Here is a 22,721-nt window from a genome sequence, read left to right as displayed (position 1 = left end):
TCCTTATGCTTTCATCATTGAGCGTACGGCGGTGACACCAAATGCCATACATTCAGGAGTCGAGCACCCACCTAGACGGCTGACGCCATGAACACCACCCGAGACTTCGCCTGCGGCATATAAGCCTGGGATTTTTTCACCGGTTTTTGCTGCAATCACTTCGGATTTGGTATTGATTTGAATACCGCCCTGACAGTAATGAACCTTTGGCCATAGACGTTGAACGATGAAAGGTGCCGTCAGATAGATTCCTGTGCTCATATTCATACGCTTACCAAATTGAGAGTCTTCACCGGCCTTAACGTAGGTATTCCAGTCTTCAATCTGCTTTTTAAGAGGCTTTAGCGGCACATCGAAATGCTTGGCAATCGCTTCGACGCTATCGAACTCCCAGGCAACGTTATATTTCAGCACGTTAGCCATAGATGGATCTTTCTTCGCTTCGTGTTTCGGTGCGATAAGCAGCGCTGGGTTTGGCTTGCCATCTTTATCACGGCGAAGAACTTCCAGATCGGCTCGGGTTTTACGATCAGCCGTTTCATTCATGAAACGTTGTCCAGTGTTGCGGTCGATGGCGACAGAATGCGGGAAGTTATAGAGAGAGAAACCTGCACCGTATCCGAATCCGCCCTCATCAGGTGATGCCCAAGGACCCGATTGAATGAAACTCAGGTGAACCGGCATTGCGCCTTCAGCTATCATGGCAATCAGACCGTCACCCGTAGCACCCCGAGCATTGGTACAGCCCACCTCAGCCCCTAAGTTAGGATCCAGTGCCTGACGGAATTTGACGTTGGCGCCGAAGCCACCAGTTGCAATCAAGACACCCTTCTCGGCGCGAATATTGATAAGTTTGCCAGAGTCTTCGTGACCGAAGTGATATCCTTTACGAACCTGAATACCGAGTACCGTGCCATCTTTGGCGGTGATAAGGTGTTCAAATTTATGACGGATCTTAGTTTTTACGCCATAGCCGCGTGCCGCTTTCAACATCGGGCGGATAAAGCCGGCACCGCTGCGTTCGATGACCTGATGGCTACGGGTTGCGCTGGTGCCGCCTGTATTGATGATATGGTCGCGATAGATACAGCCACAATCTTTGGTGAGTTGATAGATATATGGACCCAGCTCTGCGCTGTGTCTCAACAGCTCTTCGCTGGCATAGCCGCGACCCGATTTAAGTTGGTCCTGAACCATGAGTTCTGCGCTATCTTCGATGCCGAGTTGCTTCTGCAGATCGGTATTGGCGAAGCAGGCCTGTCCGGCGTTGAGTGTGCTGTTACCGCCGTAAACGCCGAGCTTCTCGAATATGACGATATCTTTGGCTCCCAGCTTGCCCGCTTCTACGGCCGCTGCGAGTCCAGCAAAACCTGAACCAACGATGACCACTTCGTGTTCTTCATCCCATTTTACGTCTGATAAATTCGCGCTGACGGTGAGAGGAGCCAGTGCACCAACGGCTGCAGCTCCCGCACCAAATTTTAAAAATGAACGTCTTGTTTGCATATTGTTACCTCCGGTTAACTTGGGATAACAATATGCTTGGATGACTTATCCAAATATGCGTGAAATCACACTTTGTATTTGGGGAGAAAGTTTTTTGTGGTGATGCTCAAGAAAATGTTTCTTTTAAGTATCTAATTGGTAACAACGGAATAGTATAGATGTTGAAATGATATTTAAGGGTTTTAATTATGCGTTGTCCCAGCAGTCATTGTGATGCGATTAGATGTAATCAGTTATTAGATGTTGCTGAAGATCTTATTGATAAACAGGGTGTTGTGTCGTTCAGGTTCGCGCAGATAGCTAAGGGGGCTGAGTGCTCAACTAATACTCTGTATAAATATTTTGAGTCAAAAGAAGATGTGTTGGTTTGTTTATTTTTAAGAAACACAACATCGACTCAAATACCTGTTTTTATACAAAACCATCCAGAGTTAGATATTTACCAAAGATCTGTTTTGCCTATTTTATTTACTTTTGAAGTTGTTAAGCGTAGCCCAATATTTAATATTTTGAGAGTTGTATCAATAAATAGTATGTTCTGGCAGATGGCGAGCCCTGAAAAAATAGAGGTGCTTCGTAATAGGGTCAATCTATTCTGGAGTTGTATTCGTGTGCCATTGGAAGATGCCGTTATTTCGGGGGAGCTTGATGCCACCGAACTCGATATTCGCGATCTGACCCAGTCACTTTACTTTTTCCTCGGTGGTGCATCATCGACCTATGAAAGCCGATTAATGGACGAGAAGTATTTCACGGCCGATGATGAAACCAGCCTGCGACACATCAGCCGTTTGATGAATCGATATCAATGGAAGCGACCTATTACTCAGGAGATGATGCAGGGTATGAGATTGCTGATCAGTGAGTTCCTCGATAAAGGTAAGACTAAGATCCGAAGCTGTGAGACCTGTTTGGGCATAGGCAAGCAACTGACTTGCCGCGACGATAAGTAGAGTGAATGACCCGATCGGCTTGTTCGGCAATCGCCCGGATAGCTAAGCGAAAAAACGCGTTAACTTTACACTTCAATAGGTGGCTTATCTTAGTGACAAGCCCCATTCCCCTTGACTTTATTGCCTTGCATCCATACGCTGCTTATTCAGTAATCAAGGTGGTAAGCAATGCAAATAAATTATAATTTAAAACCTGCGTTAGAGCGCCGTACTGAGCAGTTCGAGCCTGAAACAGATGTGGGCTTCGGTAACCTCAGAACCGATCATATGTTTTTAATGGATTATCGCGACGGCCAGTGGTGTGATCCCAGAGTTGTTCCCTATGGGCCATTTGAAGTTGCACCCGGTGCAATTGCCCTGCATTACGGTCAGTCAGTGTTTGAAGGTGCGAAAGCCTTTATGCATGAAGACGGCGAAATTTACACCTTCCGTTTAGACAAAAATGCGGAGCGACTCAATCGTTCTGCCGATATTTTATGTATTCCAGGCCTGTCTGAAGCTATGCAACTGGAAGGCATTAACGCCTTGATCGATGTGGACAGACTCTGGTTCCCGATGCAAGAGGGGGCTTGTCTCTATATTCGTCCCTTTATCTTTGCCACCGAAGATAGGTTGTCTGTCAGCCCGAGTGAGCAATATACCTTCTGTGTGATGCTGAGCCCGAGTGGCCCCTATTACTCTGATGGATTCGATAAGGCGATTCGTCTGCTTATCAGTGAGCGCTTCCACCGTGCAGTATCGGGTGGTACCGGAGCTTCTAAGGCCGCGGGTAACTACGCCGCGTCGTTGAAAGCCGGTAAGGCTGCTGCCGAGTATGGTGCCGCACAGGTGCTTTACCTCGATGCCAGCAACAAGCAGATCGAAGAGGTCGGCGCCATGAATCACTTTCATATCCTCAAAGATGGCACTGTGATCATTCCAAGTTTTACCGATACCATACTTAAATCGATCACCTCGCAATCTATCTTGGATCTGGGTGAGTTGCTCGGCTGTGAAGTGCGTCAAGAGACGGTGATGTTAGATAAGTTTATCGCGGATATCGAATCCGGCGAGATCATCGAGGCGGGTGGTTTTGGTACCGCTGCCGTCGTGTCACCCGTTGGCTCGTACATCTTCGAAGATAACCGGGTTGTTACGGTAGGTGATGGCCATGTCGGTGACAATACTCGTCGCCTGTATCAGGTGCTCACAGATATTCAGAAGGGGAATATCGAAGGCCCCGAAGGATGGGTACAACATGTAGCACGAGTCGCTACATAAGTTGACTCGTTAATGAAAAGGCGCTTATCGGCGCCTTTTTTGTGCTTATCTAAATAACAAGGAGTCGTAAATAGGCGAGTGTTAGTTTACTAGAGCCGTGATGGTCACAGCTTGACGTAGATAATTAGTCTTAGTTGCGATAAAAGTCTGCTTAGAAAAATCTGCATGCATCTGTTTATCTGTCTTAAAATCGCCAGCAATCTTTTCCAGATTTAAATTCTCTATTTGGCCTTGCGTATTAATGGTAAAGGTAGCTGAAAAGCTACTCCCGCCGTTAGTACCGTTAAGTAAAGCTGACCAGTCTAATGCCCCATTTTCCACTAACCAATAGTTTCCCAGCTCAGTAGCATTGACCTTCAGCTCTTCGGATGAGGTTGCTAAAGGAAGGGTAGAGCAGCCAGATATGAATGCAATTAATGCGATGAGCATAATGCTCGATACTCTTCGTGGTAATTGTTTCATTCTTGAGTCACTTCCGGTTTGTTATTTAACAGGTGTTAATTCTGTATGGAGCGCCATATTAATGATTTAATGCTAACATAGCTAGTCAATAAAATGACGAGTGTCACTTTATTGTGTAAATTTTTTAGCCATTATCGCAATTATCTAACATCATGTTGGCGGTTTTTTTTTATACTGAGAGAGCGTAAGTTAAACAATCATTATGGGTGAGAATAGATATGATGAAAGTGAAATGGCATTTATTATCAATAAGATGAATGAACTTTTAGTAAATGCCAACTCCTCCGCGCGCGGATCATGATTTAAACGGGGGCGGAGCAAGTGGTTGAAATTGCCGGAAGTTTAAAGACTAAGGTGTTCAGTGCCGATAGAGGATCCGGACAGATATTTACATGAAGGGGAGAGTGCCTGAACTTCGGGTGTCAGGCTCGATACTGTTAAGCCTTATCTTGTTTCGCTACGCCATTTTTTAGCATCACCTGATGGATCTGTTCATCCTTCTCTTCCCATAGCTGGTTTAACCAACGCTGGAATTCGACACGATACTGAGCCTCGGAAAAGTAGCGCTTATTATCGACTTCGGGTACCGGTAGTATCTCAACTTTTACCGTGATCTTCTTAATTTTACCGTGCATCACCTCTGACAAGGGATCCGACTCTGCTTCCGGGTATACTAAGGTGACATTGAGCAAGTTGGTAAATTGCTCACCCATGGCCGACAGCGTGAAGGCGATGCCACCCGCTTTAGGGCGCAGCAGATAACGGTAGGGTGAGTCCTGGCGTCTGTGCTTCTCTTCTGTGAAACGGCTTCCTTCAACGTAATTGATGATGGAGGTCGGCATGGTTTTAAATTTTTCACAGGCACGACGTGTCGATTCCAGATCTTTACCCTTAAGTTTCGGATTCTTCTTCAGCTTGGCCGGGCTAGTGCGGCTCATAAATGGCATGTCCAGTGCCCAACAGCCTAGGCCAAGAAAGGGAATATACATCAGCTCGCGCTTAAGGAAGAACTTCAGCATTGGGATATGGTTACGTAACACATAGGTCTGTACCGCAATATCGAAGCCACTGAGGTGGTTACTGATCAGCAAGTACCAGCCATGTTTATCCAGCTCGTCTAAACCTTCGATGTCCCACTCGATATCTGCCAGCAGGAAGAGTATACCGCCATTGCAGCTGGCCCAAGCCCACATGAATTTGTTCATTATCTTGGTGAGAAAGTTCCGCCCGGCAGTGAATGGAAGGAGAAGTTTTATGAGCCCCCCTATGCTGATCAAGCCGGCCCAAATCGTCGTGTTGATGACGAGCAGGAGCGAGCTGATGATATATAGCACTGGGCCAGGTAAAAAATTCAACATCTTGCTATGACACCTTCTGATTTTCATTGTGTTGCTGGGCAAATTGTTCAAGCCTTTGATCTTTCTCTTGCCATATTTTGTTGAGCTGCTCCTGAAACGAGATCTTAAACTCTCTGTCTTTCATGTAGTCGCCGCGCATCTCGGTTGCGATCTCCGAGACCTTAATATGTACATGTACCTCTGTAACCTGTCCGCTGATATAGTCCCAATAGGTAGGTACTTTTTCCGGGTAATAGATGGAAACATCGACCAGTTTATGAATATGTTCACCCATGGCCGATAATGCAAAAGCCAGCCCACCCGCCTTAGGTTTTAACAGGTGTGAGAATTGAGAGTTTTGCTTCGAGTGTTTATGGGCTCTGAAGCGAGTTCCCTCTACGAAGTTCATCACGCTGACCGGTGTCGATTTAAATTTTGCGCAAGCCTTTCTCGTGATCTCGATATCTTTGCCCCTTAGCTTAGGGTTTTTCCTCAATTGAGCCGTGCTATACCGACGCATAAATGGAAAGTCGAGCGCCCACCAGGCCAGGCCGAGAAACGGCACGAAGATCAGCTCTTTTTTCAAAAAGAACTTCAGGAAAGGTATTTTACGGTTCAGCACCCTTTGAAGTATCAGGATATCCACCCAGGATTGATGGTTGGCGATCACCATGTACCACTCTTTGGGGGAAAGTTCACCGTCACAGTGCAGGTGGACTTTTACTGGGTGAAAAATGCGTTCTATGACGCCGTTAATGCTTATCCATGCGCTCGCGAAGTTATCGAGCACTGTAGAGCAAGCCGTTCGTGTCGCAGCGATTGGAATAAGCTTAATCGGGCTTAAAATGACGATGGGTAACACCCAAAAAATGGTGTTTATGAGCCAGCAAACAAATGCAAGACAGCCCCTGATTAATGAAAAAACTCCACCCACTTAACATCCCCCGATAAAAATTGGAGACTTATAATACTAGCAGTAGGGCTTTTGCTCAATCTAGATGTGCTCGATCATGGAAATATTCATAAAATCTTATGCAATTTTATAGTAATCAGTCCTCCCGATGCAGTAATGACAAAATGCGGGATATTTGGTTTGGCAGTCTTAGTTAGCTACACTTAAGGCTGTAATGATTATTATTTACCAATAGGAAACACGACGGTATGAGATTTGCTTATCTGTTTTGTATTATTTTTATGCTTTGTACACAGGTGCATGCAACTCCAGATGTCGTTTTTTTTAACCCAGGTAAACCCCAAGAAAGTTTTTGGGGAGATGTGGACAAAGCGATGTCTGAATCGGCAACTCTGCTTGGAATAAAACTTGAGATATTTCATTCCAGTCGTGATCGGTTGTTGATGATCGATCAGGTCAATACGTTGGCCCGTTCCGCGGTGCTACCCAAATATGTTGTGCTGGTTAGCGAGGAGGGGAGCGCCAGCAAGATGCTAAAATCATTATATGGCAGACCTGTGTATGTCGCCTTGATGCTCAATGATATCAGTAAGGAGGAAAGAGCCCAGCTTAGACAGGATAGGCACTGGCAGAAATACCTACTGCCGGCGGTGGTGCCGGATAACTATTCTATTGGCCACAAGTCAGCTAGAGCCCTAGTTGAGGCGATGAGCTCAGATACTCCCGAAGTTGTAGGTATTTCCGGAGATACCTCAACCCCTGCATCTTTGGATAGAGCTTCCGGTGCTGTGGACCTCTTTCAATCGCAATCATTGCTGACTTTGCATCAAGTGGTATACGGTAACTGGCGAGAAGATTCGGCTTATTGGCTGACGTTAAAGATGTTGAAACGTTATCCCAAACTTAGGGGAATTTGGACTGCGAATGATCATATGGCATTTGGCGTGTTGCAGGCTCTGGAGGATCAGGGCATTGTTGCGGGCAAGGATATTTTTGTCAGTACCGTTAATACCTCAGAAAAAGTATTGCGCTTGCGTCAGCAAGGTAAGATTGCTGCGTTGGGAGGAGGTCACTTTCTTGCCGGGGCGGTGGTCATGGATAAAATCGCAAAGCATCGTCATAGTGGCCGATATACCGCCGTTTCCCCATTTCCACTGTTCAGTTTATTAGAGCCTGATAGCGAATTCTTTACCGCCTTGCTTAATCGGGATTGGAAAGCCATTATTAGTCACAAGTTTTGCTTAGCGGATGCAGAGACAAACCTTAGTTGTAATGTCCATGCAAGTTCAAAACATTAGGCGGAGATTAGCCTAACCACATCGATTGAATAGCTCTGGACAGTTAATAGCTTTGTTTCAGGCTCGAAAGCAGTCTATCCATGGCACGATAACCCAGAGCTTGAGCGATGTGACTGCGGTCTACGTCCTTGCTGCGTTGCAAATCTGCAATGGTACGGGCCACGCGTTGCAATCGATGAAAGCTTCTCACCGATAAGCCCAGTTTGTTGACGCTCTGTTCGAGAAAAAGCAGATCGGACTGTTCGAAGCCACCACTCTCTTGTAGCTGTCGTCCACTTAATTCGCTGTTGAGTACACCGGCACGGGCAAGTTGCAGTTCTCTGGCACTTTTTACCCGTATTGCTATCGATTCACTGGTTTCTCCCATATCGACTCGTTGGGTCAAGGCGCCTGCAGGCAACTTAGGCACCTCTATGGTCAGATCGAATCTATCCAGAAATGGCCCCGACAGCCGCGACAGATATCGCAGGATCTGATCTTGTGTCGCTCTGGCGTTATCGACATCGCCACAAGGGCTTGGATTCATCGCCGCAACCAATTGGAAGCGACTGGAGAAGGTAAGTTTAGCCGCTGCGCGGGAGATGACGATCTCTCCAGACTCCATAGGCTCTCGCAGGCAGTCGAGAACTTTCCGCGGAAATTCGACCACCTCGTCTAAAAATAGCACCCCCCTGTGTGCCAATGAGATCTCTCCGGGTTTGGGGTTGCTGCCACCTCCGACTAAAGAGATGGCCGAGCTGGTGTGATGAGGATTTCGAAATGGACGTCGATAAAATTGTTTAGGCGCGAGGGACATGCCGGCTACGGAGTGAAGCGCCGCCACCTCGAGTGCCTCGTCATAGCTCAGCGGAGGCAATAGCTGCATCATGCGACTGGCCAGCATGCTCTTTCCTGTACCGGGTGGACCGAGCAGAAGCAGGTTATGATTGCCGGCGGCCGCTATCTCTAAACCAAGTTTGGCCTGATATTGGCCTATCACTTCGCTCATGCAGCCTGTGTGTTCCTGCGTCTCAGTCTCTATCCACTCAAGCCCGGTCTGTATACCCGGTAGTGGAGCCTGTCCGTGCAGGTATTCGCTCAGGGTTTGCAGGTGACAGGCGAAGTGGACTTTTTGATAACCCACCAGTTCGGCATCATCTCTGTTATCCAGTGGAATGACCAAGGTGGTATTCTGTTTACGGGCATCGACAATGACGGGCAACAGGCCATGGCAGTGACGTATATGGCCGGAGAGGGCCAGCTCGCCAACAAACTCATGATCTTTGAGTGAGTTTTTAGGGACCTGTTTGGATGCTGCAAGGATACCGATGGCAATGGGAAGGTCGTAGCGTCCCCCCTGTTTGGGGAGATCGGCTGGGGCAAGGTTGACTGTGATACGGCGCATCGGGAATTCAAAGCCTGCATTGATAATCGCGCTACGAACCCGCTCTTTGGCTTCCTTGACTGAGGTCTCGGGAAGTCCGACGAGGTTGAAGGCCGGAAGACCATTGCTGAGGTGAACCTCTACGGTGACCGAGGGGGCCTCGACTCCTTTGCTGGCACGAGTGGCGACACAGGCGATTGCCATAAACAAATCCTTTTGTTTAATAGTGCTGCTCCGCAGCGCTATTTATATCGCAATGCGATGTTATTAAGAGTTAATTTTATAAAGTATTAACAGTATTGAGTGTAGCAGGGGAATGGTGATTTCGACTGGCTGAGTCGAAATCGAGGGGATTTTCCAAACTTTGTTTGGATGAAAGTCGTGGACGTTCCGTCCACGCCCTATGGCCTGACGGCCATTAACGTCGTGGGTCTTCAATCGTTCAGCCCCTTTTTCCCTACTCTTTGTTGCGAGAAGGGAATGGAATTCCACGACGTTAGTTGTTAGACGAAGTCTAACTATTCAACTTTATACCGTGGACTCCCAAGAAACTTAGCTATTTTCAATAGGACCATAGTTCATGGGTTTTAGATGAAAGCCTGATTAAAAAAAGGCTTTCTATCGGATGGCGCACATTTTCGGATACGGTTACAACCCAATTGTTATTCCATATAACTAATCGCTCTTATAACGAGATGTTTTATTCAGGGATTGGGTTAAGATCATTATTCGGTATTTCTTCATTATTTTAAGAGCAACAATATGCGTTACGAAGTTTGGGAACAGCTCAGGGTAGAAGCAGAAGCTCTGGTTAAACAAGAACCTCTACTGGCCAGTCATGTTTATACTTCGATACTCAACCATGAGTGTCTGGGCTCTGCATTAAGCTTTGTTGTTGCCAATAAACTCTCCGATGGTGTGGTGTCACCTTTTACCTTCCGTGAACTCTTCGATAAAGCCTTTATCCATTGTGACGAGATGCTGACGAATGTGGCGACCGATATTAAGGCGGTAAAAGATCGTGATCCTGCGGTGAGTAGTTACTTAACCGTGATGCTCAACCTAAAAGGGTTTCAGGCGATACAGGTTCACCGTTTAGCGCACTGCCTGTGGCAGCAGGAGAGAAAAGAGTTAGCTCAATTCATCCAAAGCCGAAACTCTGAGGTGTTTGGGGTCGATATTCATCCGGCGTGTAAGATAGGCACCGGGATCATGTTTGACCATGCGACCGGTATCGTCATCGGCGAAACGGCGGTGATAGAAGATAATGTTTCACTGCTGCAATCGGTCACGCTTGGCGGTACGGGTAATCAGCAAGGCGATCGTCATCCTAAGATCAGGCAAGGTGTCATGATTGGCGCCGGGGCTAAGGTGTTGGGCAATATCGAAGTGGGTCAATGTGCGAAAGTGGGGGCAGGCTCTGTGGTATTAACCGATGTGGCTCCTCATACGACGGTTGTAGGAGTACCAGCAAAGGCAGTCGGTACACCGGTATCTGACTGCCCGGCCGAGACGATGGAGCAGAACTTCTTCGACTCAAGCGCTATAGCTTAAACTTACTGTTGACAACTATAGGCTTAACGGGCTGACCGAACTTATCGGAATCAGCCCATATGTGCCGCAAATATCTGTAAGTGGTTTTCGTGCTTCTTTGCATGATACATCGCGATATCGGCACTTTTCATGATGCTCTTTCGAGTATCGCCATCCTTTGGGTATTCGGCAATACCTATGCTAATGCCGATCACTAATGAGTGATTTCCACAGGTAATATCTTTTAGCAGCTCATCCTGAATCGCTCGGGCGACGATGAATGAATCTTGAGCCAGTGTGCTTGGAAGTACCACCGAGAGTTCGTCACCACCCAGCCTCGCGGCTATAGCATCCTTGGGCAGCACTCTGCTTATACGTTGGGCCACGATCTGCAACACATGATCGCCTTCGGCATGGCCAAAGGTATCGTTGATCATCTTGAAGTCATTGAGATCCATCATCAGGCAGCAAAACTTATTGTCGTCAAAGGTGATCAGTTTATCGATCTCTTCATAAAAGAGATTACGGTTGGGCAATCCGGTTAATTGATCATGATGGGCCTGATAATGTTTGGCTTGGATCGTGTTCTGAAGTGTAAATATGGTTTCCCGGCTCATTTTTGTGATGACAAAAACAAACATCCCTCCACCACAAAATATGGTGGCTACGATCATCTCCAGAGTGCCAATCTCACGATTAATCAGCATCCAGATATAACCCAAGTAACCAAAAATAAACATAAAAATCAGGTTAAGCAGAAGCAGCCAGCCTTTATGTTGGTGATCGGGGATATTGCACATTTGATGAGTCGGGACCAGAGAGGCAATCAGTCCCGTTAACCCTGTTAATACTAAGAAGATAGCCAGTATATTCATAGGCGCTTTATATTTTATTCATAATCAATCAATTAACAGTCGGTCGGCTTAATAAAAGTATAGATGAACAAATCGTTTCTGAGAGTTTGCTCTGTGATGTTGAATCTACTCGCTTCTGAACTGTGGAAATTAGTCGTTATTCTTGGCATTTAGCCTGAGCTCATGAAGATGGTGTTCGAGTAGTTTTTCAAGCTCACCATTGAGAGTGAGCTGTTTGACCTTTTCATTGAATAGTTTATTGATTAGCTCAGCAGAAGGGGACTTGCGTGATATCAACATATGAAAGGGTTCCGGCTGGAGATTTGGAACGGTACTCCTTCCTAGCAGTCGTTCAAACCGATAGAGATGATTAAGGGCTAAGGTACCTGCCAGGGTCTCTTTGCGGGCCAGAAAGAAGCGACAACGTTTTTTTTGCAGCATAGTTGGTAGATTCGCAATCTCATTGATTTCATACAGCCTGGTTAGATTTACCCAGCCAAAGTTAATATAGTTGAACCCCTTTATTCCACAGATGTTTCCATGGTTTTCCAGTTCGGAGAGGGCCTGTATCTCCAGCCCGTCGGGAAAGTCAGACCTGAGATAGAAGTAGCTGGGGTTAAGATAATAATAGGCGTCAGAGTGAAAATAGTCTTTAGCTCGTTGAGGGTTGAGAGAGGCGCTCATCACGCCATCGATAATCCCTTCGCTGACCTCTTTGAGGCATCGTCGCCAAGGGAGGGCTATCACCTCATACTCGATACCAGAGGGCTCGAAAACGAGCTTGAGCAGATCGATATCATAGCCGTCGGAGGTGCCTTTCTCTCCATCGATTCGTTTGAAGTAATTGAAAGGCGGAAACTCAGTGTCTTCTACACAAAATTTTAACTTAGGCTGCAGGTAACTTTGCTCCGCCATCGAAGGCGCCGCAAATAGGGGGAGGAAGAGGGCAAGCACTAAATAGTAAGGACTTAAGGTCATTAGTTACATTCTGCTGAGCGCCGATGATACTGAGTATAGCAAAGGCTATGCGTTTGGATTAATTCGTTAAACCACCTTAAGAAATGCGGCCACTATGGGATCGTCTAATCGCTTACGTCTGCAACAGCAGCCTAACTCGAAAGGTGGGATCGCGATGGGAGTCGGGATTATCTGAATTCTGTCGCGAACCGGACTGTTGGTGATGACCACTTCCGGGGTGATGCTGACCCCGCAACCTAGCGCAACCATAGAAGCGATGGCCTCCTGTCCCGATACTTGAGCATAAATATTAGGTGACAAGCCAAGCTGCTTAAACCAATTGTCGGTTCGGCGTCTTCCCGGTCCATGTTCGGGGACGATAAAGGGCAGGCGATCCCATGGGATATAGGATTCTGTCAGTAACTCCTGCACCCGACAGCGAAATGTGGGGGCGATAATGACCAGTGGAATATCATCAATTTTCGCGAAATGCAGATTGTCGGGAAAGGGATCCGGCAGTGCGGCAATAGCGATATCGGCGCGGTTATTTCTCACCTCACTGACGGCATTGGCTGCATCTCCGGTGGTTAAGGCTATCTCGACCAATGGGTGCTCGCGTCTGAATCTATCGAGTAACCCGGGTAGGTGGCTATAGGCGGCGGTGACCGAACAGTAGAGATTGAGCTTGCCCCTGAGCAAGTCTTGCTTGGGATCTATCTTGGTTTTTAGTTTGGTCCAACTCTCCAGAGTCTGTTCGGCAAAATGGCGATATTCAACGCCGGCACTGGTTAGTGCGACACTTCGGTTATCCCGTTGAAATAGTTTAGCGCCTACCTCATCTTCTAATCTTTGCATTGCCCTGCTTAGGGTCGATGGACTGACGTGCATGGCCTGGGCGGTACGGGAAAAGTGGAGGCTCTCAGTAAGGTGCAGGTAAAGCTTGATGGTTTTTATATCCAAATCTGATCTCCTTCGTTTCACATTCCATTCAAAAATTCCACCTTAGATAAGAGAAGTGGAACCTCGCTGGTGGGCAACTCGGTGTTGCGTAAAACGCAATGCCATGTCCCGAATATATCATTTTAAGCAATCAAAATCATGCGCTATAGTGATCTCAATCACTGCTCAAGCAAGATGAATTGAGCGACTTTTCTAAATTCGATACAGAAGGTGGTATATCAGATGGCTAACTATTTTAACTCTCTGAATTTGCGTCAACAACTAGAACAACTGGCTCAATGCCGCTTCATGGATCGCAACGAATTTAGTGAGGGTTGTGACTTCATCAAGGGCTGGAATATCGTCATCTTAGGTTGTGGCGCCCAAGGCCTTAACCAAGGTTTGAACATGCGTGACTCTGGCTTAAATATCGCTTATGCGCTTAGGGCTCAGGCTATTGAAGAGAAACGTGCCTCGTACCAAAAAGCGACCGGAAATGGTTTCCGTGTCGGAACGATTGAAGAACTCATTCCTGATGCCGATCTCGTACTTAACCTGACACCGGATAAGCAGCATACCGATGCCGTAACCACGGTTATGCCGTTGATGAAGCAGGGCGCCACCTTGTCCTACTCTCATGGCTTCAACATCGTTGAAGAGGGGATGCAGGTTCGTGATGACATCACAGTAATCATGGTTGCCCCTAAGTGTCCGGGTACCGAAGTGCGTGAAGAATATAAGCGTGGATTCGGCGTACCGACTCTGATTGCGGTTCACCCTGAGAACGACCCTAAGGGTAACGGTTTCGATATCGCTAAAGCCTATGCCAGTGCGACAGGTGGTGACAGAGCGGGTGTACTTCACTCATCGTTTATCGCCGAAGTTAAGTCTGATCTTATGGGTGAGCAGACTATCTTGTGTGGCATGCTGCAAACGGGTGCAATTCTTGGCTATGAGAAGATGGTTGCCGATGGCGTTGAGCCTGGATATGCCGCTAAATTGATTCAACAAGGTTGGGAAACAACGACCGAAGCGCTGAAACATGGTGGTATTACCAACATGATGGACCGCCTGTCTAACCCTGCCAAGATTAAAGCGTTCGAGATGGCCGAAGAACTTAAGGGCATTCTTGCTCCTCTGTTCGAGAAGCATATGGATGACATCATAGGTGGTGAGTTCTCGAAGACTATGATGGCAGATTGGGCAAATGATGATGCGAATCTACTTAAATGGCGAAAAGATACGGGTGAGACAGCCTTCGAAAATGCGCCTCAAAGTGATGAGAACATCGATGAGCAGACCTATTTCGATAAAGGTATCTTCCTTGTCGCTATGATCAAGGCCGGTGTTGAGCTGGCGTTCGATACTATGGTTTCCTCGGGTATCGTCGCAGAGTCGGCTTATTATGAGTCGTTACATGAGACGCCACTTATTGCGAACACGATTGCCCGTAAGCGTCTTTACGAAATGAACATCGTTATCTCTGATACGGCAGAATATGGCTGTTACCTGTTTAACCATGCTGCCGTGCCTATGTTGCGTGATTATGTCAATGCCATGTCTCCGGAGTTCCTGGGTGCCGGCCTGACTGATAGCGACAATGGTGTCGATAACCAGCGTCTAATCGAAGTAAACGCTGCTATTCGTGGCACAGGTGTTGAGAAAATTGGCGCCGAACTGCGTGGCTACATGACAGAGATGCAGCGTATCGTCGAAGAGAAGTAATATTTTTTAATCGCTACCTAAGATTGGCCCGGCAGATCTACTGGGCCTATCGAAAAGCTAAACAATACAAAAGCAAAAAGTTTAACCATTGAAGTAAAAGATAATTTCAAGTGAGAGGCTCGTTAGCCGACATATTTGAACTAGCGGTTTGTTGGTTATCATTCAGGTAGAGAAACGGTCAGTTTCTTGTCGGTGAAAAGGTTTTTGTTGTGTTTTTTATTGGCTTTGTGGTATTGATTAATAACTCTTCACTGGTGAAGAGACCGAATTTAAGCAAACTAATTAGGAAACAGGTCAAGTATGTTTAACCAAGTAGCCCTACTCATTATTGAGATTATTACCGTGGTGATTATTAGATCACAGCGGGGGCTACGCACGGCGCATCGACAAACCTAATTAGGTAAAAGATTGCAACTAACCCCCCGCTCCGAAAGGACCGGGGGGTTTTTCGTTTAGGGCCCTAAAAAATTAATATTAAATGCAGGATTAGATAGGGCTCTACCCTTACAAATACAGGTCTTAAGTGAGTTTTTGAGCGAGTACTCACCTCAGAACGGCAAATAGAGAGAGTGGCAGATGGAGCAAGGGCAGATGAAGCAAGGGCAGATGATGAGGGGCGCTGACGCGGTCATCAAGGTATTAGCGGCTCACGGTGTCACCAACATATTTGGATACCCAGGTGGTGCCATCATGCCAATTTATGATGCCCTCTATGGCGCGCCGGTAGAGCATCTACTGAGCCGCCATGAGCAAGGTGCGGCTTTTGCTGCTGTGGGCTATGCCCGCGCCAGCGGAAAGACCGGGGTTTGCTTCGCAACCTCGGGGCCCGGTGCCACCAACCTGGTGACATCACTCGCCGATGCGTTGCTCGATTCCGTCCCTCTCGTGGCTATCACCGGTCAGGTATCGACCGCCGTGATTGGTACCGATGCCTTCCAGGAGATCGATGTCCTAGGCCTGTCACTATCATGCACTAAGCACAGCTTCATGGTCACTGAGATGGATGAGTTGATCCCGACCCTGTATAAGGCCTTCGAACTGGCGGCTTCAGGCCGTCCCGGTCCGGTATTAGTCGATATCCCTAAAGATATTCAGATAGGCATGCTCGAATACAAGACGCCACTGCAGGAGCGGATATCTGAGCCCGAGTTCGATGGGGAAAAAATTGCTGCGGCACTGTCTCTGCTCAGGCAGGCCAAGCAGCCAATGCTCTATGTTGGCGGCGGTGTCGGTTTGGCCAGCGCCGTCGATCAGTTAAGAGAGTTTATCGATGCCACAGGTGTACCTTCGGTTGCCACCCTGAAAGGCTTAGGCTCGGTAGCGAATGACAGCCCGGGTTACTTAGGCATGTTAGGCATGCACGGCTCTAAGGCGGCGAATATTGCCGTTCAGGAGTGCGATCTGTTGATCGTTGTAGGTGCGCGTTTCGATGACCGTGTTACCGGACGCCTGGCCTCATTTGCCGAACATGCGAAGGTGATTCATCTCGATATCGACACTGCCGAATTGGGCAAGTTGCGTCGCCCGGATGTCGCCATAGCCGGCGATCTTCGTCAGATCTTACCCGCCTTGTGTATGTCTCTCGAGATAGCCCCATGGCAGGAGGAAGTGGCGCAGCTTAAGCGTGAGCACTGCTGGAACTACGATAGACCCGGTGAGCTCATCTTCGCCCCTGCGATGCTGAATCGTCTAGCCGACAAGTTACCCGATGACAGTGTGGTGTGTTGCGATGTTGGCCAGCACCAGATGTGGGTGGCGCAACATATGTGGTTCCGTAAACCCGAAGACCATCTCTCCAGTGCGGGCCTTGGCACTATGGGGTTCGGCTTGCCCGCCGCTATCGGCGCGAAAGTATCTCGCCCCGATGCGACAGTGGTTGCCGTGTCCGGAGATGGCTCATTTATGATGAATGTTCAGGAGCTGACCACCATCAAGCGTCGTAAGTTACCGGTCAAAATCTTACTCATCGATAATCAAAAGCTGGGCATGGTTAAGCAGTGGCAGCAGCTCTTCTTCGAAGAACGGTATAGCGAGACCGATCTCTCCGATAACCCCGATTTTGTCACTCTGGCGTCGGCGTTCGACATCCCCGGCCGCACCATCACGACAAACGAGCAAGTTGAAGAGGCGCTGGATCACTTAGTCAATTGTGAAGGACCTTACCTGCTGCATGTGAGAATTGACGATGCGCATAACGTGTGGCCGCTGGTCCCGCCAGGGGCGTCGAATCGCGACATGATGGAAGAGATGGATAAATCAACATGATGACATTTCCGGGCACAAGTAAGGCCTCACTTAAGACCTCATTTAAGACAGACGTGATGGAGAAGCAGAGATGATTTACACATTAACCTTAACCCTTGCTCAGCGCCCTGAGGTGTTGGAGCGGGTACTCAGAGTCGTGCGCCATCGTGGCTTCAAAGTCACCAGGATGAATATGCAATTAGAGGACAGCAAAATCGCCAGCCTGGATATGGTGGTTGAGAGTGAGCGCGCCATTGAGCTACTCACCAACCAGCTGGAAAAACTTATCGATGTTATCCAGTGCCGGGCGCTAACCCTAGAGCCTGTTACAGCAGAGAAAGTCACCAGTTAGTTGTTTTTTAAAGACAAGACAAATTAGTAAGCAAGTTGTAGTTGCCAGTTGCTAAAGACATTGAAAGAGATTGAGGGAAGATATATGACCGCAAAGAAAGCAGAGTTCATTTGGTTTAATGGTGAAATAATGCCTTGGGGTGATGCCAAGGTGCACGTTATGTCACATGGTTTGCATTATGGTTCATCTGTCTTCGAGGGGATCCGTGTCTATGATACCCACCTTGGTCCGGCAGGATTCCGTGTAACACCTCATATCGAACGACTATTTGATTCAGCCAAGATCTATCGCATGCCTATTCCATACACATTCAATGAATTGATGCAGTCTTGCAGTGACATAGTGAAAAAGAACAATTTACAGAGTGCTTATATTCGCCCGCTGGCCTTCTATGGCGATGTAGGCATGGGAATTACCCCGCCTAAAGATGCTGTGTGTGATGTGATGGTGGCGGCCTTTCCCTGGGGCGCTTATCTGGGTGAAGAAAGCATGGAAGCCGGGGTCGATGTTGCCGTAAGTTCCTGGAATCGCCTCGCACCGAATACCATACCAACCGGCGCTAAGGCCGGAGGTAACTACCTGTCATCGATACAGATATCGACCGAAGCGAAACGAAATGGTTTTCATGAAGGGATAGCCCTCGATGTTAATGGCCTGGTCAGTGAAGGCGCAGGGGCTAATTTATTTGTGGTCAAGAAGGGTAAAATTTACACACCTCCAGCTGCAGCTGCTATTTTAATGGGCATAACTCGAGACTCTATTATGGTGCTTGCCCGTGACTTAGGTTACGAAGTGGTTGAAGAGGCGATGTCCCGTGAGTTCCTCTACCTTGCCGATGAAATATTTATGACAGGCACCGCAGCCGAAATTGTGCCGGTACGCAGTGTCGATCGCATCGACATAGGCAGTGGTAAGCGCGGACCTGTGACTAAGGCGGTTCAAGACAGCTTCTTCGGTCTGTTTAATGGCAAGACACAAGACAAGTGGGGCTGGCTGGAAGTGCTTTAAAAGAAGGTCTTAGAGCCTAGGGCCTAGGGCCTAGAATCTAGATTCTAGACTAAGCAAAGAATAAAGATGCCTGAGAGTTTATGCTCTTGGGTTTAAAAAAATTAATTAGAAGGTTGAATTCGTTGCTCTTCCTAGGAGCTAGGAACCAGTAACTCGAACCTTCCCAAAAAGGACAATCGCAATGCCAAAATTACGTTCAGCTACCAGTACCGAAGGTCGTAACATGGCCGGAGCCCGCGCTTTATGGCGCGCTACCGGAGTGAAAGATAATGATTTCGGTAAGCCGATTATTGCGATTGCTAACTCCTTCACTCAGTTTGTGCCGGGTCACGTTCACCTTAAAGATATGGGGTCACTGGTTGCTGGCGCTATCGAAGAGGCGGGCGGTATCGCCAAAGAGTTCAACACCATTGCCGTCGATGATGGCATCGCCATGGGCCATGGCGGCATGTTGTACAGCTTGCCTTCACGGGAGCTTATCGCCGATAGTGTCGAGTATATGGTGAATGCCCACTGCGCCGACGCGCTAGTGTGTATATCAAATTGTGACAAGATCACCCCTGGCATGTTGATGGCGGCGCTGCGACTGAACATTCCGGTGATTTTCGTCTCCGGTGGCCCTATGGAAGCGGGTAAGACTAAGTTATCAGACAAGATCATCAAGCTCGATCTGGTCGATGCTATGGTCGCCGGTGCCGATGACCGAGTCTCGGATGAAGATAGCGAACAAATAGAACGTAGTGCCTGTCCGACCTGTGGTTCATGCTCCGGCATGTTTACCGCCAACTCGATGAACTGCTTAACCGAAGCCTTAGGATTGTCACTTCCCGGTAATGGCTCTATGTTGGCGACTCACGCCGATCGTCGTGAACTGTTCTTAGAAGCGGGTCGCCGCATCATGGATCTTGCGACTCGTTACTATAAGCATGACGATGAGTCGGCGCTGCCGCGTAACATTGCCAACTTTAATGCCTTCGAAAATGCCATGACTTTAGATATCGCCATGGGCGGTTCGAGTAACACGGTATTGCATCTATTAGCCTCGGCATACGAAGGTAAAGTCGATTTCACCATGGATGACATCGACAGACTTTCACGTCTGGTGCCGCATCTGTGTAAGGTTGCCCCTTCGACGCCTGAATACCATATGGAAGATGTGCACCGCGCCGGTGGCGTGATGGGGATTTTAGGCGAACTCGACAGAGCCGGTCTGATCCATAACGACGCTTATCATGTGGCGGGCGCGAGCTTGAAAGAGGTGCTGGCTAAGTGGGATATCGCTCAGAGCAGTGATGAAGCCGTGCACAGATTCTTCTCGGCGGGTCCTGCCGGGATCCCGACAACCAAGGCCTTCAGTCAAGCTTGTCGCTGGGATAGTGTCGATAACGATCGCGTGGGCGGTTGTATCCGTAAGCGTGAATTTGCCTTTAGTCAGGAAGGCGGCCTCGCCGTGCTTTCCGGTAATATTGCCATCGATGGTTGTATCGTTAAGACCGCGGGCGTCGACGAAGAAAATCATACCTTTATCGGTTCGGCTCGTGTCTATGAGAGTCAGGACGATGCGGTTTCCGGGATCTTAGGTGGCGAAGTCGTTGCCGGTGATGTGGTGGTTATTCGCTATGAAGGCCCTAAAGGTGGCCCGGGTATGCAAGAGATGCTTTATCCAACGAGCTACCTTAAGTCTCGTGGCTTAGGTAAGGCGTGTGCCTTAATCACAGATGGTCGTTTCTCCGGTGGTACTTCCGGCTTGTCTATCGGTCATGTTTCGCCGGAAGCTGCGGCGGGTGGCACCATAGGTTTAGTGGAAACCGGTGACAGAGTCGAAATCGATATTCCGGCGCGTTCAATCAAGTTGGGTATTAGCGATATTGAGTTGGCAGCCCGTCGCAGCGCGATGGAAGCACGCGGTAAGCAGGCGTGGAAGCCAGTGGGTCGTGTAAGAGAAGTATCATTAGCCCTTAAAGCCTATGCGCTACTCGCTACCAGTGCCGACAAAGGCGCTGTTAGAGATGTCACTATGCTGGAGGATTAATATGACTGAGTTAGCTTCAGGCTCACAAGCAGGCTTGGCTACAAGCTCACAAGTGGATTTAGCTCACTATTATCTACAGAAGACTTTACTCTCCTCTGTTTATGATGTGGCCAAAGTCACGCCACTCTCAAGCTTGAATAAGCTGTCGGCCCGTCTGGGTTGCCAGGTTTTTCTGAAGCGTGAAGATATGCAGCCGGTACACTCGTTTAAGTTGCGTGGCGCTTATAACAAGATATCTGAATTGACTGCTGAGGAATGCCAATGTGGTGTGGTTTGCGCCTCAGCGGGTAACCATGCTCAAGGAGTGGCCATGTCGGCTGCCGCTCGTGGTATTAGTGCCGTGATTGTAATGCCTGAGACGACCCCGGAGATTAAAGTCGATGCGGTAAGGCGTTTGGGCGGTGAAGTGGTATTGCATGGTCAAGCATTTGATCAAGCCAACGCCCATGCGCAAGAGCTTGCTGTTACTCAGGGGCGTGTGTATGTGGCCCCTTTCGATGATGAAGCTGTGATTGCCGGGCAAGGCACGGTTGCGCAAGAGATGTTGCAACAGCAGCGCGATATTGAGGTGGTGTTTGTGCCTGTGGGCGGCGGCGGATTGATTGCGGGTATCGCCGCATTTTATAAGGCTGTGATGCCACAAGTGAAAATTATCGGTGTCGAGCCGGAAGATTCAGCCTGTTTAAAAGCGGCACTAGAGGCGGGTGAGCGGGTGGTGTTGCCACAAGTGGGGCTGTTTGCCGATGGCGTTGCAGTTAAACAGATTGGCGCCGAGCCATTCAAAGTGGCGCGTCAGTATGTGGATGGGGTGATCACGGTGACCTCTGATGAGATCTGCGCCGCGGTGAAAGATATCTTCGAAGACACCCGCGCTATCGCCGAGCCTGCGGGAGCCTTAGCACTTGCAGGCCTTAAAAAGTACATGGGCACGCAAGGTAAGGGCGAGAAAGTGGCCGCGATTTTGAGTGGTGCCAACGTGAACTTTCATAGCCTGCGTTACGTCTCTGAGCGCTGTGAACTCGGTGAGCAGAAAGAGGCTATCTTGGCGGTAAAAGTGCCAGAGAGACCGGGGATATTCCTAAGGTTCTGTGAGTTACTCGAAAAGCGGGTGATGACTGAATTTAACTATCGTTTCAGTAGTCGCGATAAGGCCGTCGTATTTGCAGGCATTCGTTTGTCTGGAGGACAAGTTGAGCTTGATGAGATCATTGCCAGGCTCGAAAATGATGGCTTCGAGGTGCAAGACTTGTCTCGTGACGAAACCGCTAAGCTGCATGTGCGCTACATGGTCGGCGGTCATCCACCGGAGAAGCTCGATGAGCGTCTGTTCAGTTTCGAATTCCCCGAGCACCCAGGGGCTCTGTTTAAGTTTTTAACCACCCTGCAGAGCAAATGGAATATCAGTTTATTTCACTACCGCAACCATGGCGCGGCTTATGGCCGGGTTCTGGCGGGATTTGAGGTGCCTGAATGTGACAGCTTAGCCTTTCAACAGTTTTTAACTGAGCTTGGTTTCGTCTATCAAGAGGAGACAAGCAGCCCGGCTTATAAGCTCTTCCTGGATAACAGAGAGTAGAGACATTAAGAGTCGTAGCGCTGGATTCTGGATAACAGAAGGGTTTCCTGTTACTCATAACCCGTTAACACCGATGAGTATTTTAAAAAACAGAGAGGACGCAACGGCGTCCTTTTTTATGTTATTGTTATTTTTTAAACACTAGTTTGAATTCTGAGCCTGAGATTAAGTTTAAGTGTAAGTTTAAGTTTAAGTTTAAGTTTAAGTTTAAGTTTAAGTTTAAGTTTAAGTTTAAGTTTAACGAGAATGCTGGTGGCCGTTAGTCTTAAGTCCACTTGCGCTCATTAATGCTAAAAAATAAGATGCCTTAAGGCACAGGTACGCCAGTATAACTGTTTAATATGTAGGGAATTCGTATGTATCCGATACGAGTTAACCTTAACCCCTTATCTTTCAGAGAAGACCTTAC

At 48.1% G+C, this 22,721-nt stretch carries 18 protein-coding genes; 10 read left to right on the top strand and 8 right to left on the bottom strand.

What is annotated here, in order from left to right:
• Positions 1 to 3: 3 nt before the first annotated feature.
• Positions 4 to 1,506 carry a flavocytochrome c gene (locus EKG38_RS19865; RefSeq protein ID WP_126522320.1) on the bottom strand — a complete coding sequence of 501 codons (1,503 nt, stop codon included), beginning with the start codon at positions 1,504 to 1,506 and terminating at the stop codon, positions 4 to 6.
• Positions 1,507 to 1,694: 188 nt separating this feature from the next.
• Between EKG38_RS19865 and EKG38_RS19860 the strand changes: the two genes are divergently transcribed.
• A complete protein-coding gene (locus tag EKG38_RS19860) occupies positions 1,695 to 2,459 on the top strand; it encodes a TetR/AcrR family transcriptional regulator (RefSeq protein ID WP_126522318.1) in 765 nt (254 codons plus the stop codon).
• Positions 2,460 to 2,627: 168 nt separating this feature from the next.
• Complete coding sequence (locus tag EKG38_RS19855) at positions 2,628 to 3,719, top strand: branched-chain amino acid aminotransferase (RefSeq protein WP_126522317.1); 1,092 nt, start codon at positions 2,628 to 2,630, stop codon at positions 3,717 to 3,719.
• 81 nt (positions 3,720 to 3,800) lie between these two features.
• Here EKG38_RS19855 and EKG38_RS19850 read toward each other — a convergent pair whose 3' ends face one another.
• The 3 genes from EKG38_RS19850 to yihG (EKG38_RS19840) form a co-directional block, all read right to left on the bottom strand.
• Positions 3,801 to 4,181, bottom strand: coding sequence for a hypothetical protein (locus tag EKG38_RS19850; protein ID WP_126522315.1), 381 nt, complete (start codon positions 4,179 to 4,181; stop codon positions 3,801 to 3,803).
• 437 nt (positions 4,182 to 4,618) lie between these two features.
• Positions 4,619 to 5,539 (bottom strand): 1-acylglycerol-3-phosphate O-acyltransferase, YihG family, encoded by a 921-nt coding sequence (gene yihG / locus EKG38_RS19845; protein WP_126522313.1) that lies wholly within the window; start codon positions 5,537 to 5,539, stop codon positions 4,619 to 4,621.
• A gap of 4 nt (positions 5,540 to 5,543) precedes the next feature.
• Positions 5,544 to 6,452, bottom strand: a complete 909-nt coding sequence (yihG, locus tag EKG38_RS19840) for a 1-acylglycerol-3-phosphate O-acyltransferase, YihG family (protein WP_126522311.1) — start codon at positions 6,450 to 6,452, stop codon at positions 5,544 to 5,546.
• Positions 6,453 to 6,679: 227 nt separating this feature from the next.
• On the opposite strand from yihG (EKG38_RS19840), the gene EKG38_RS19835 reads away from it, so the two are divergent.
• Positions 6,680 to 7,729: an ABC transporter substrate-binding protein gene (locus tag EKG38_RS19835; RefSeq protein WP_126522309.1), complete on the top strand. Its 1,050-nt coding sequence runs from the start codon at positions 6,680 to 6,682 to the stop codon at positions 7,727 to 7,729.
• A gap of 43 nt (positions 7,730 to 7,772) precedes the next feature.
• On the opposite strand, the gene EKG38_RS19830 is transcribed toward EKG38_RS19835, so the two are convergent.
• Positions 7,773 to 9,296 carry a YifB family Mg chelatase-like AAA ATPase gene (locus EKG38_RS19830; RefSeq protein ID WP_126522308.1) on the bottom strand — a complete coding sequence of 508 codons (1,524 nt, stop codon included), beginning with the start codon at positions 9,294 to 9,296 and terminating at the stop codon, positions 7,773 to 7,775.
• Between the two features lie 558 nt (positions 9,297 to 9,854).
• Here EKG38_RS19830 and cysE point away from each other — a divergent pair.
• Positions 9,855 to 10,646 (top strand): serine O-acetyltransferase, encoded by a 792-nt coding sequence (gene cysE / locus EKG38_RS19825; RefSeq protein ID WP_126522306.1) that lies wholly within the window; start codon positions 9,855 to 9,857, stop codon positions 10,644 to 10,646.
• 50 nt (positions 10,647 to 10,696) lie between these two features.
• On the opposite strand, the gene EKG38_RS19820 is transcribed toward cysE, so the two are convergent.
• The 3 genes from EKG38_RS19820 to ilvY all read right to left on the bottom strand — a co-directional run bounded on the left by EKG38_RS19820 (position 10,697) and on the right by ilvY (position 13,396).
• Entirely contained in the window at positions 10,697 to 11,500 is an 804-nt protein-coding gene (locus EKG38_RS19820) for a GGDEF domain-containing protein (RefSeq protein WP_126522304.1), read from the bottom strand.
• 129 nt (positions 11,501 to 11,629) lie between these two features.
• On the bottom strand, positions 11,630 to 12,457 hold the full coding sequence (locus EKG38_RS19815) for a substrate-binding periplasmic protein (RefSeq protein WP_126522302.1): 828 nt from the start codon (positions 12,455 to 12,457) through the stop codon (positions 11,630 to 11,632).
• A gap of 66 nt (positions 12,458 to 12,523) precedes the next feature.
• Entirely contained in the window at positions 12,524 to 13,396 is an 873-nt protein-coding gene (gene ilvY / locus EKG38_RS19810) for an HTH-type transcriptional activator IlvY (protein ID WP_126522300.1), read from the bottom strand.
• A 222-nt stretch (positions 13,397 to 13,618) separates the two neighbouring features.
• Here ilvY and ilvC point away from each other — a divergent pair, with 222 nt between their 5' ends.
• The 6 genes from ilvC (at position 13,619) to ilvA (ending at position 22,312) form a co-directional block, all read left to right on the top strand.
• Positions 13,619 to 15,100 carry a ketol-acid reductoisomerase gene (gene ilvC, locus EKG38_RS19805; RefSeq protein ID WP_126522298.1) on the top strand — a complete coding sequence of 494 codons (1,482 nt, stop codon included), beginning with the start codon at positions 13,619 to 13,621 and terminating at the stop codon, positions 15,098 to 15,100.
• Positions 15,101 to 15,691: 591 nt separating this feature from the next.
• Positions 15,692 to 17,365 (top strand): acetolactate synthase 2 catalytic subunit, encoded by a 1,674-nt coding sequence (gene ilvG / locus EKG38_RS19795; protein WP_185826916.1) that lies wholly within the window; start codon positions 15,692 to 15,694, stop codon positions 17,363 to 17,365.
• Between the two features lie 70 nt (positions 17,366 to 17,435).
• Positions 17,436 to 17,696, top strand: coding sequence for an acetolactate synthase 2 small subunit (ilvM, locus tag EKG38_RS19790; RefSeq protein WP_126522296.1), 261 nt, complete (start codon positions 17,436 to 17,438; stop codon positions 17,694 to 17,696).
• A gap of 84 nt (positions 17,697 to 17,780) precedes the next feature.
• Positions 17,781 to 18,704: a branched-chain amino acid transaminase gene (locus EKG38_RS19785; RefSeq protein ID WP_126522294.1), complete on the top strand. Its 924-nt coding sequence runs from the start codon at positions 17,781 to 17,783 to the stop codon at positions 18,702 to 18,704.
• Positions 18,705 to 18,885: 181 nt separating this feature from the next.
• Positions 18,886 to 20,736, top strand: a complete 1,851-nt coding sequence (ilvD, locus tag EKG38_RS19780; protein ID WP_126522292.1) for a dihydroxy-acid dehydratase — start codon at positions 18,886 to 18,888, stop codon at positions 20,734 to 20,736.
• Between the two features lies 1 nt (position 20,737).
• Positions 20,738 to 22,312 (top strand): threonine ammonia-lyase, biosynthetic, encoded by a 1,575-nt coding sequence (gene ilvA / locus EKG38_RS19775; protein ID WP_126522290.1) that lies wholly within the window; start codon positions 20,738 to 20,740, stop codon positions 22,310 to 22,312.
• Positions 22,313 to 22,721: the final 409 nt, after the last annotated feature.

This window comes from Shewanella canadensis, from assembly GCF_003966225.1.
GTDB classification, from domain to species: Bacteria; Pseudomonadota; Gammaproteobacteria; order Enterobacterales; family Shewanellaceae; genus Shewanella; species Shewanella canadensis.
Note: the sequence above shows the minus strand (reverse complement) of the source record. Positions and strands in the feature narration are given on the sequence as shown.

What these genes read in the sequence shown, in the direction of transcription:
- ilvG (WP_185826916.1), top strand. Translation starts at nt 15,692, where the DNA reads ATGAAGCAAGGGCAGATGATGAGGGGCGCTGACGCGGTCATCAAGGTA.
- yihG (WP_126522313.1), bottom strand. Translation starts at nt 5,539, where the DNA reads ATGTTGAATTTTTTACCTGGCCCAGTGCTATATATCATCAGCTCGCTC.
- EKG38_RS19860 (WP_126522318.1), top strand. Translation starts at nt 1,695, where the DNA reads ATGCGTTGTCCCAGCAGTCATTGTGATGCGATTAGATGTAATCAGTTA.
- EKG38_RS19830 (WP_126522308.1), bottom strand. Translation starts at nt 9,296, where the DNA reads ATGGCAATCGCCTGTGTCGCCACTCGTGCCAGCAAAGGAGTCGAGGCC.
- EKG38_RS19785 (WP_126522294.1), top strand. Translation starts at nt 17,781, where the DNA reads ATGACCGCAAAGAAAGCAGAGTTCATTTGGTTTAATGGTGAAATAATG.
- EKG38_RS19855 (WP_126522317.1), top strand. Translation starts at nt 2,628, where the DNA reads ATGCAAATAAATTATAATTTAAAACCTGCGTTAGAGCGCCGTACTGAG.
- EKG38_RS19865 (WP_126522320.1), bottom strand. Translation starts at nt 1,506, where the DNA reads ATGCAAACAAGACGTTCATTTTTAAAATTTGGTGCGGGAGCTGCAGCC.
- ilvM (WP_126522296.1), top strand. Translation starts at nt 17,436, where the DNA reads ATGATTTACACATTAACCTTAACCCTTGCTCAGCGCCCTGAGGTGTTG.
- ilvA (WP_126522290.1), top strand. Translation starts at nt 20,738, where the DNA reads ATGACTGAGTTAGCTTCAGGCTCACAAGCAGGCTTGGCTACAAGCTCA.
- ilvD (WP_126522292.1), top strand. Translation starts at nt 18,886, where the DNA reads ATGCCAAAATTACGTTCAGCTACCAGTACCGAAGGTCGTAACATGGCC.
- EKG38_RS19850 (WP_126522315.1), bottom strand. Translation starts at nt 4,181, where the DNA reads ATGAAACAATTACCACGAAGAGTATCGAGCATTATGCTCATCGCATTA.
- cysE (WP_126522306.1), top strand. Translation starts at nt 9,855, where the DNA reads ATGCGTTACGAAGTTTGGGAACAGCTCAGGGTAGAAGCAGAAGCTCTG.
- ilvC (WP_126522298.1), top strand. Translation starts at nt 13,619, where the DNA reads ATGGCTAACTATTTTAACTCTCTGAATTTGCGTCAACAACTAGAACAA.
- EKG38_RS19820 (WP_126522304.1), bottom strand. Translation starts at nt 11,500, where the DNA reads ATGAATATACTGGCTATCTTCTTAGTATTAACAGGGTTAACGGGACTG.
- EKG38_RS19815 (WP_126522302.1), bottom strand. Translation starts at nt 12,457, where the DNA reads ATGACCTTAAGTCCTTACTATTTAGTGCTTGCCCTCTTCCTCCCCCTA.
- EKG38_RS19835 (WP_126522309.1), top strand. Translation starts at nt 6,680, where the DNA reads ATGAGATTTGCTTATCTGTTTTGTATTATTTTTATGCTTTGTACACAG.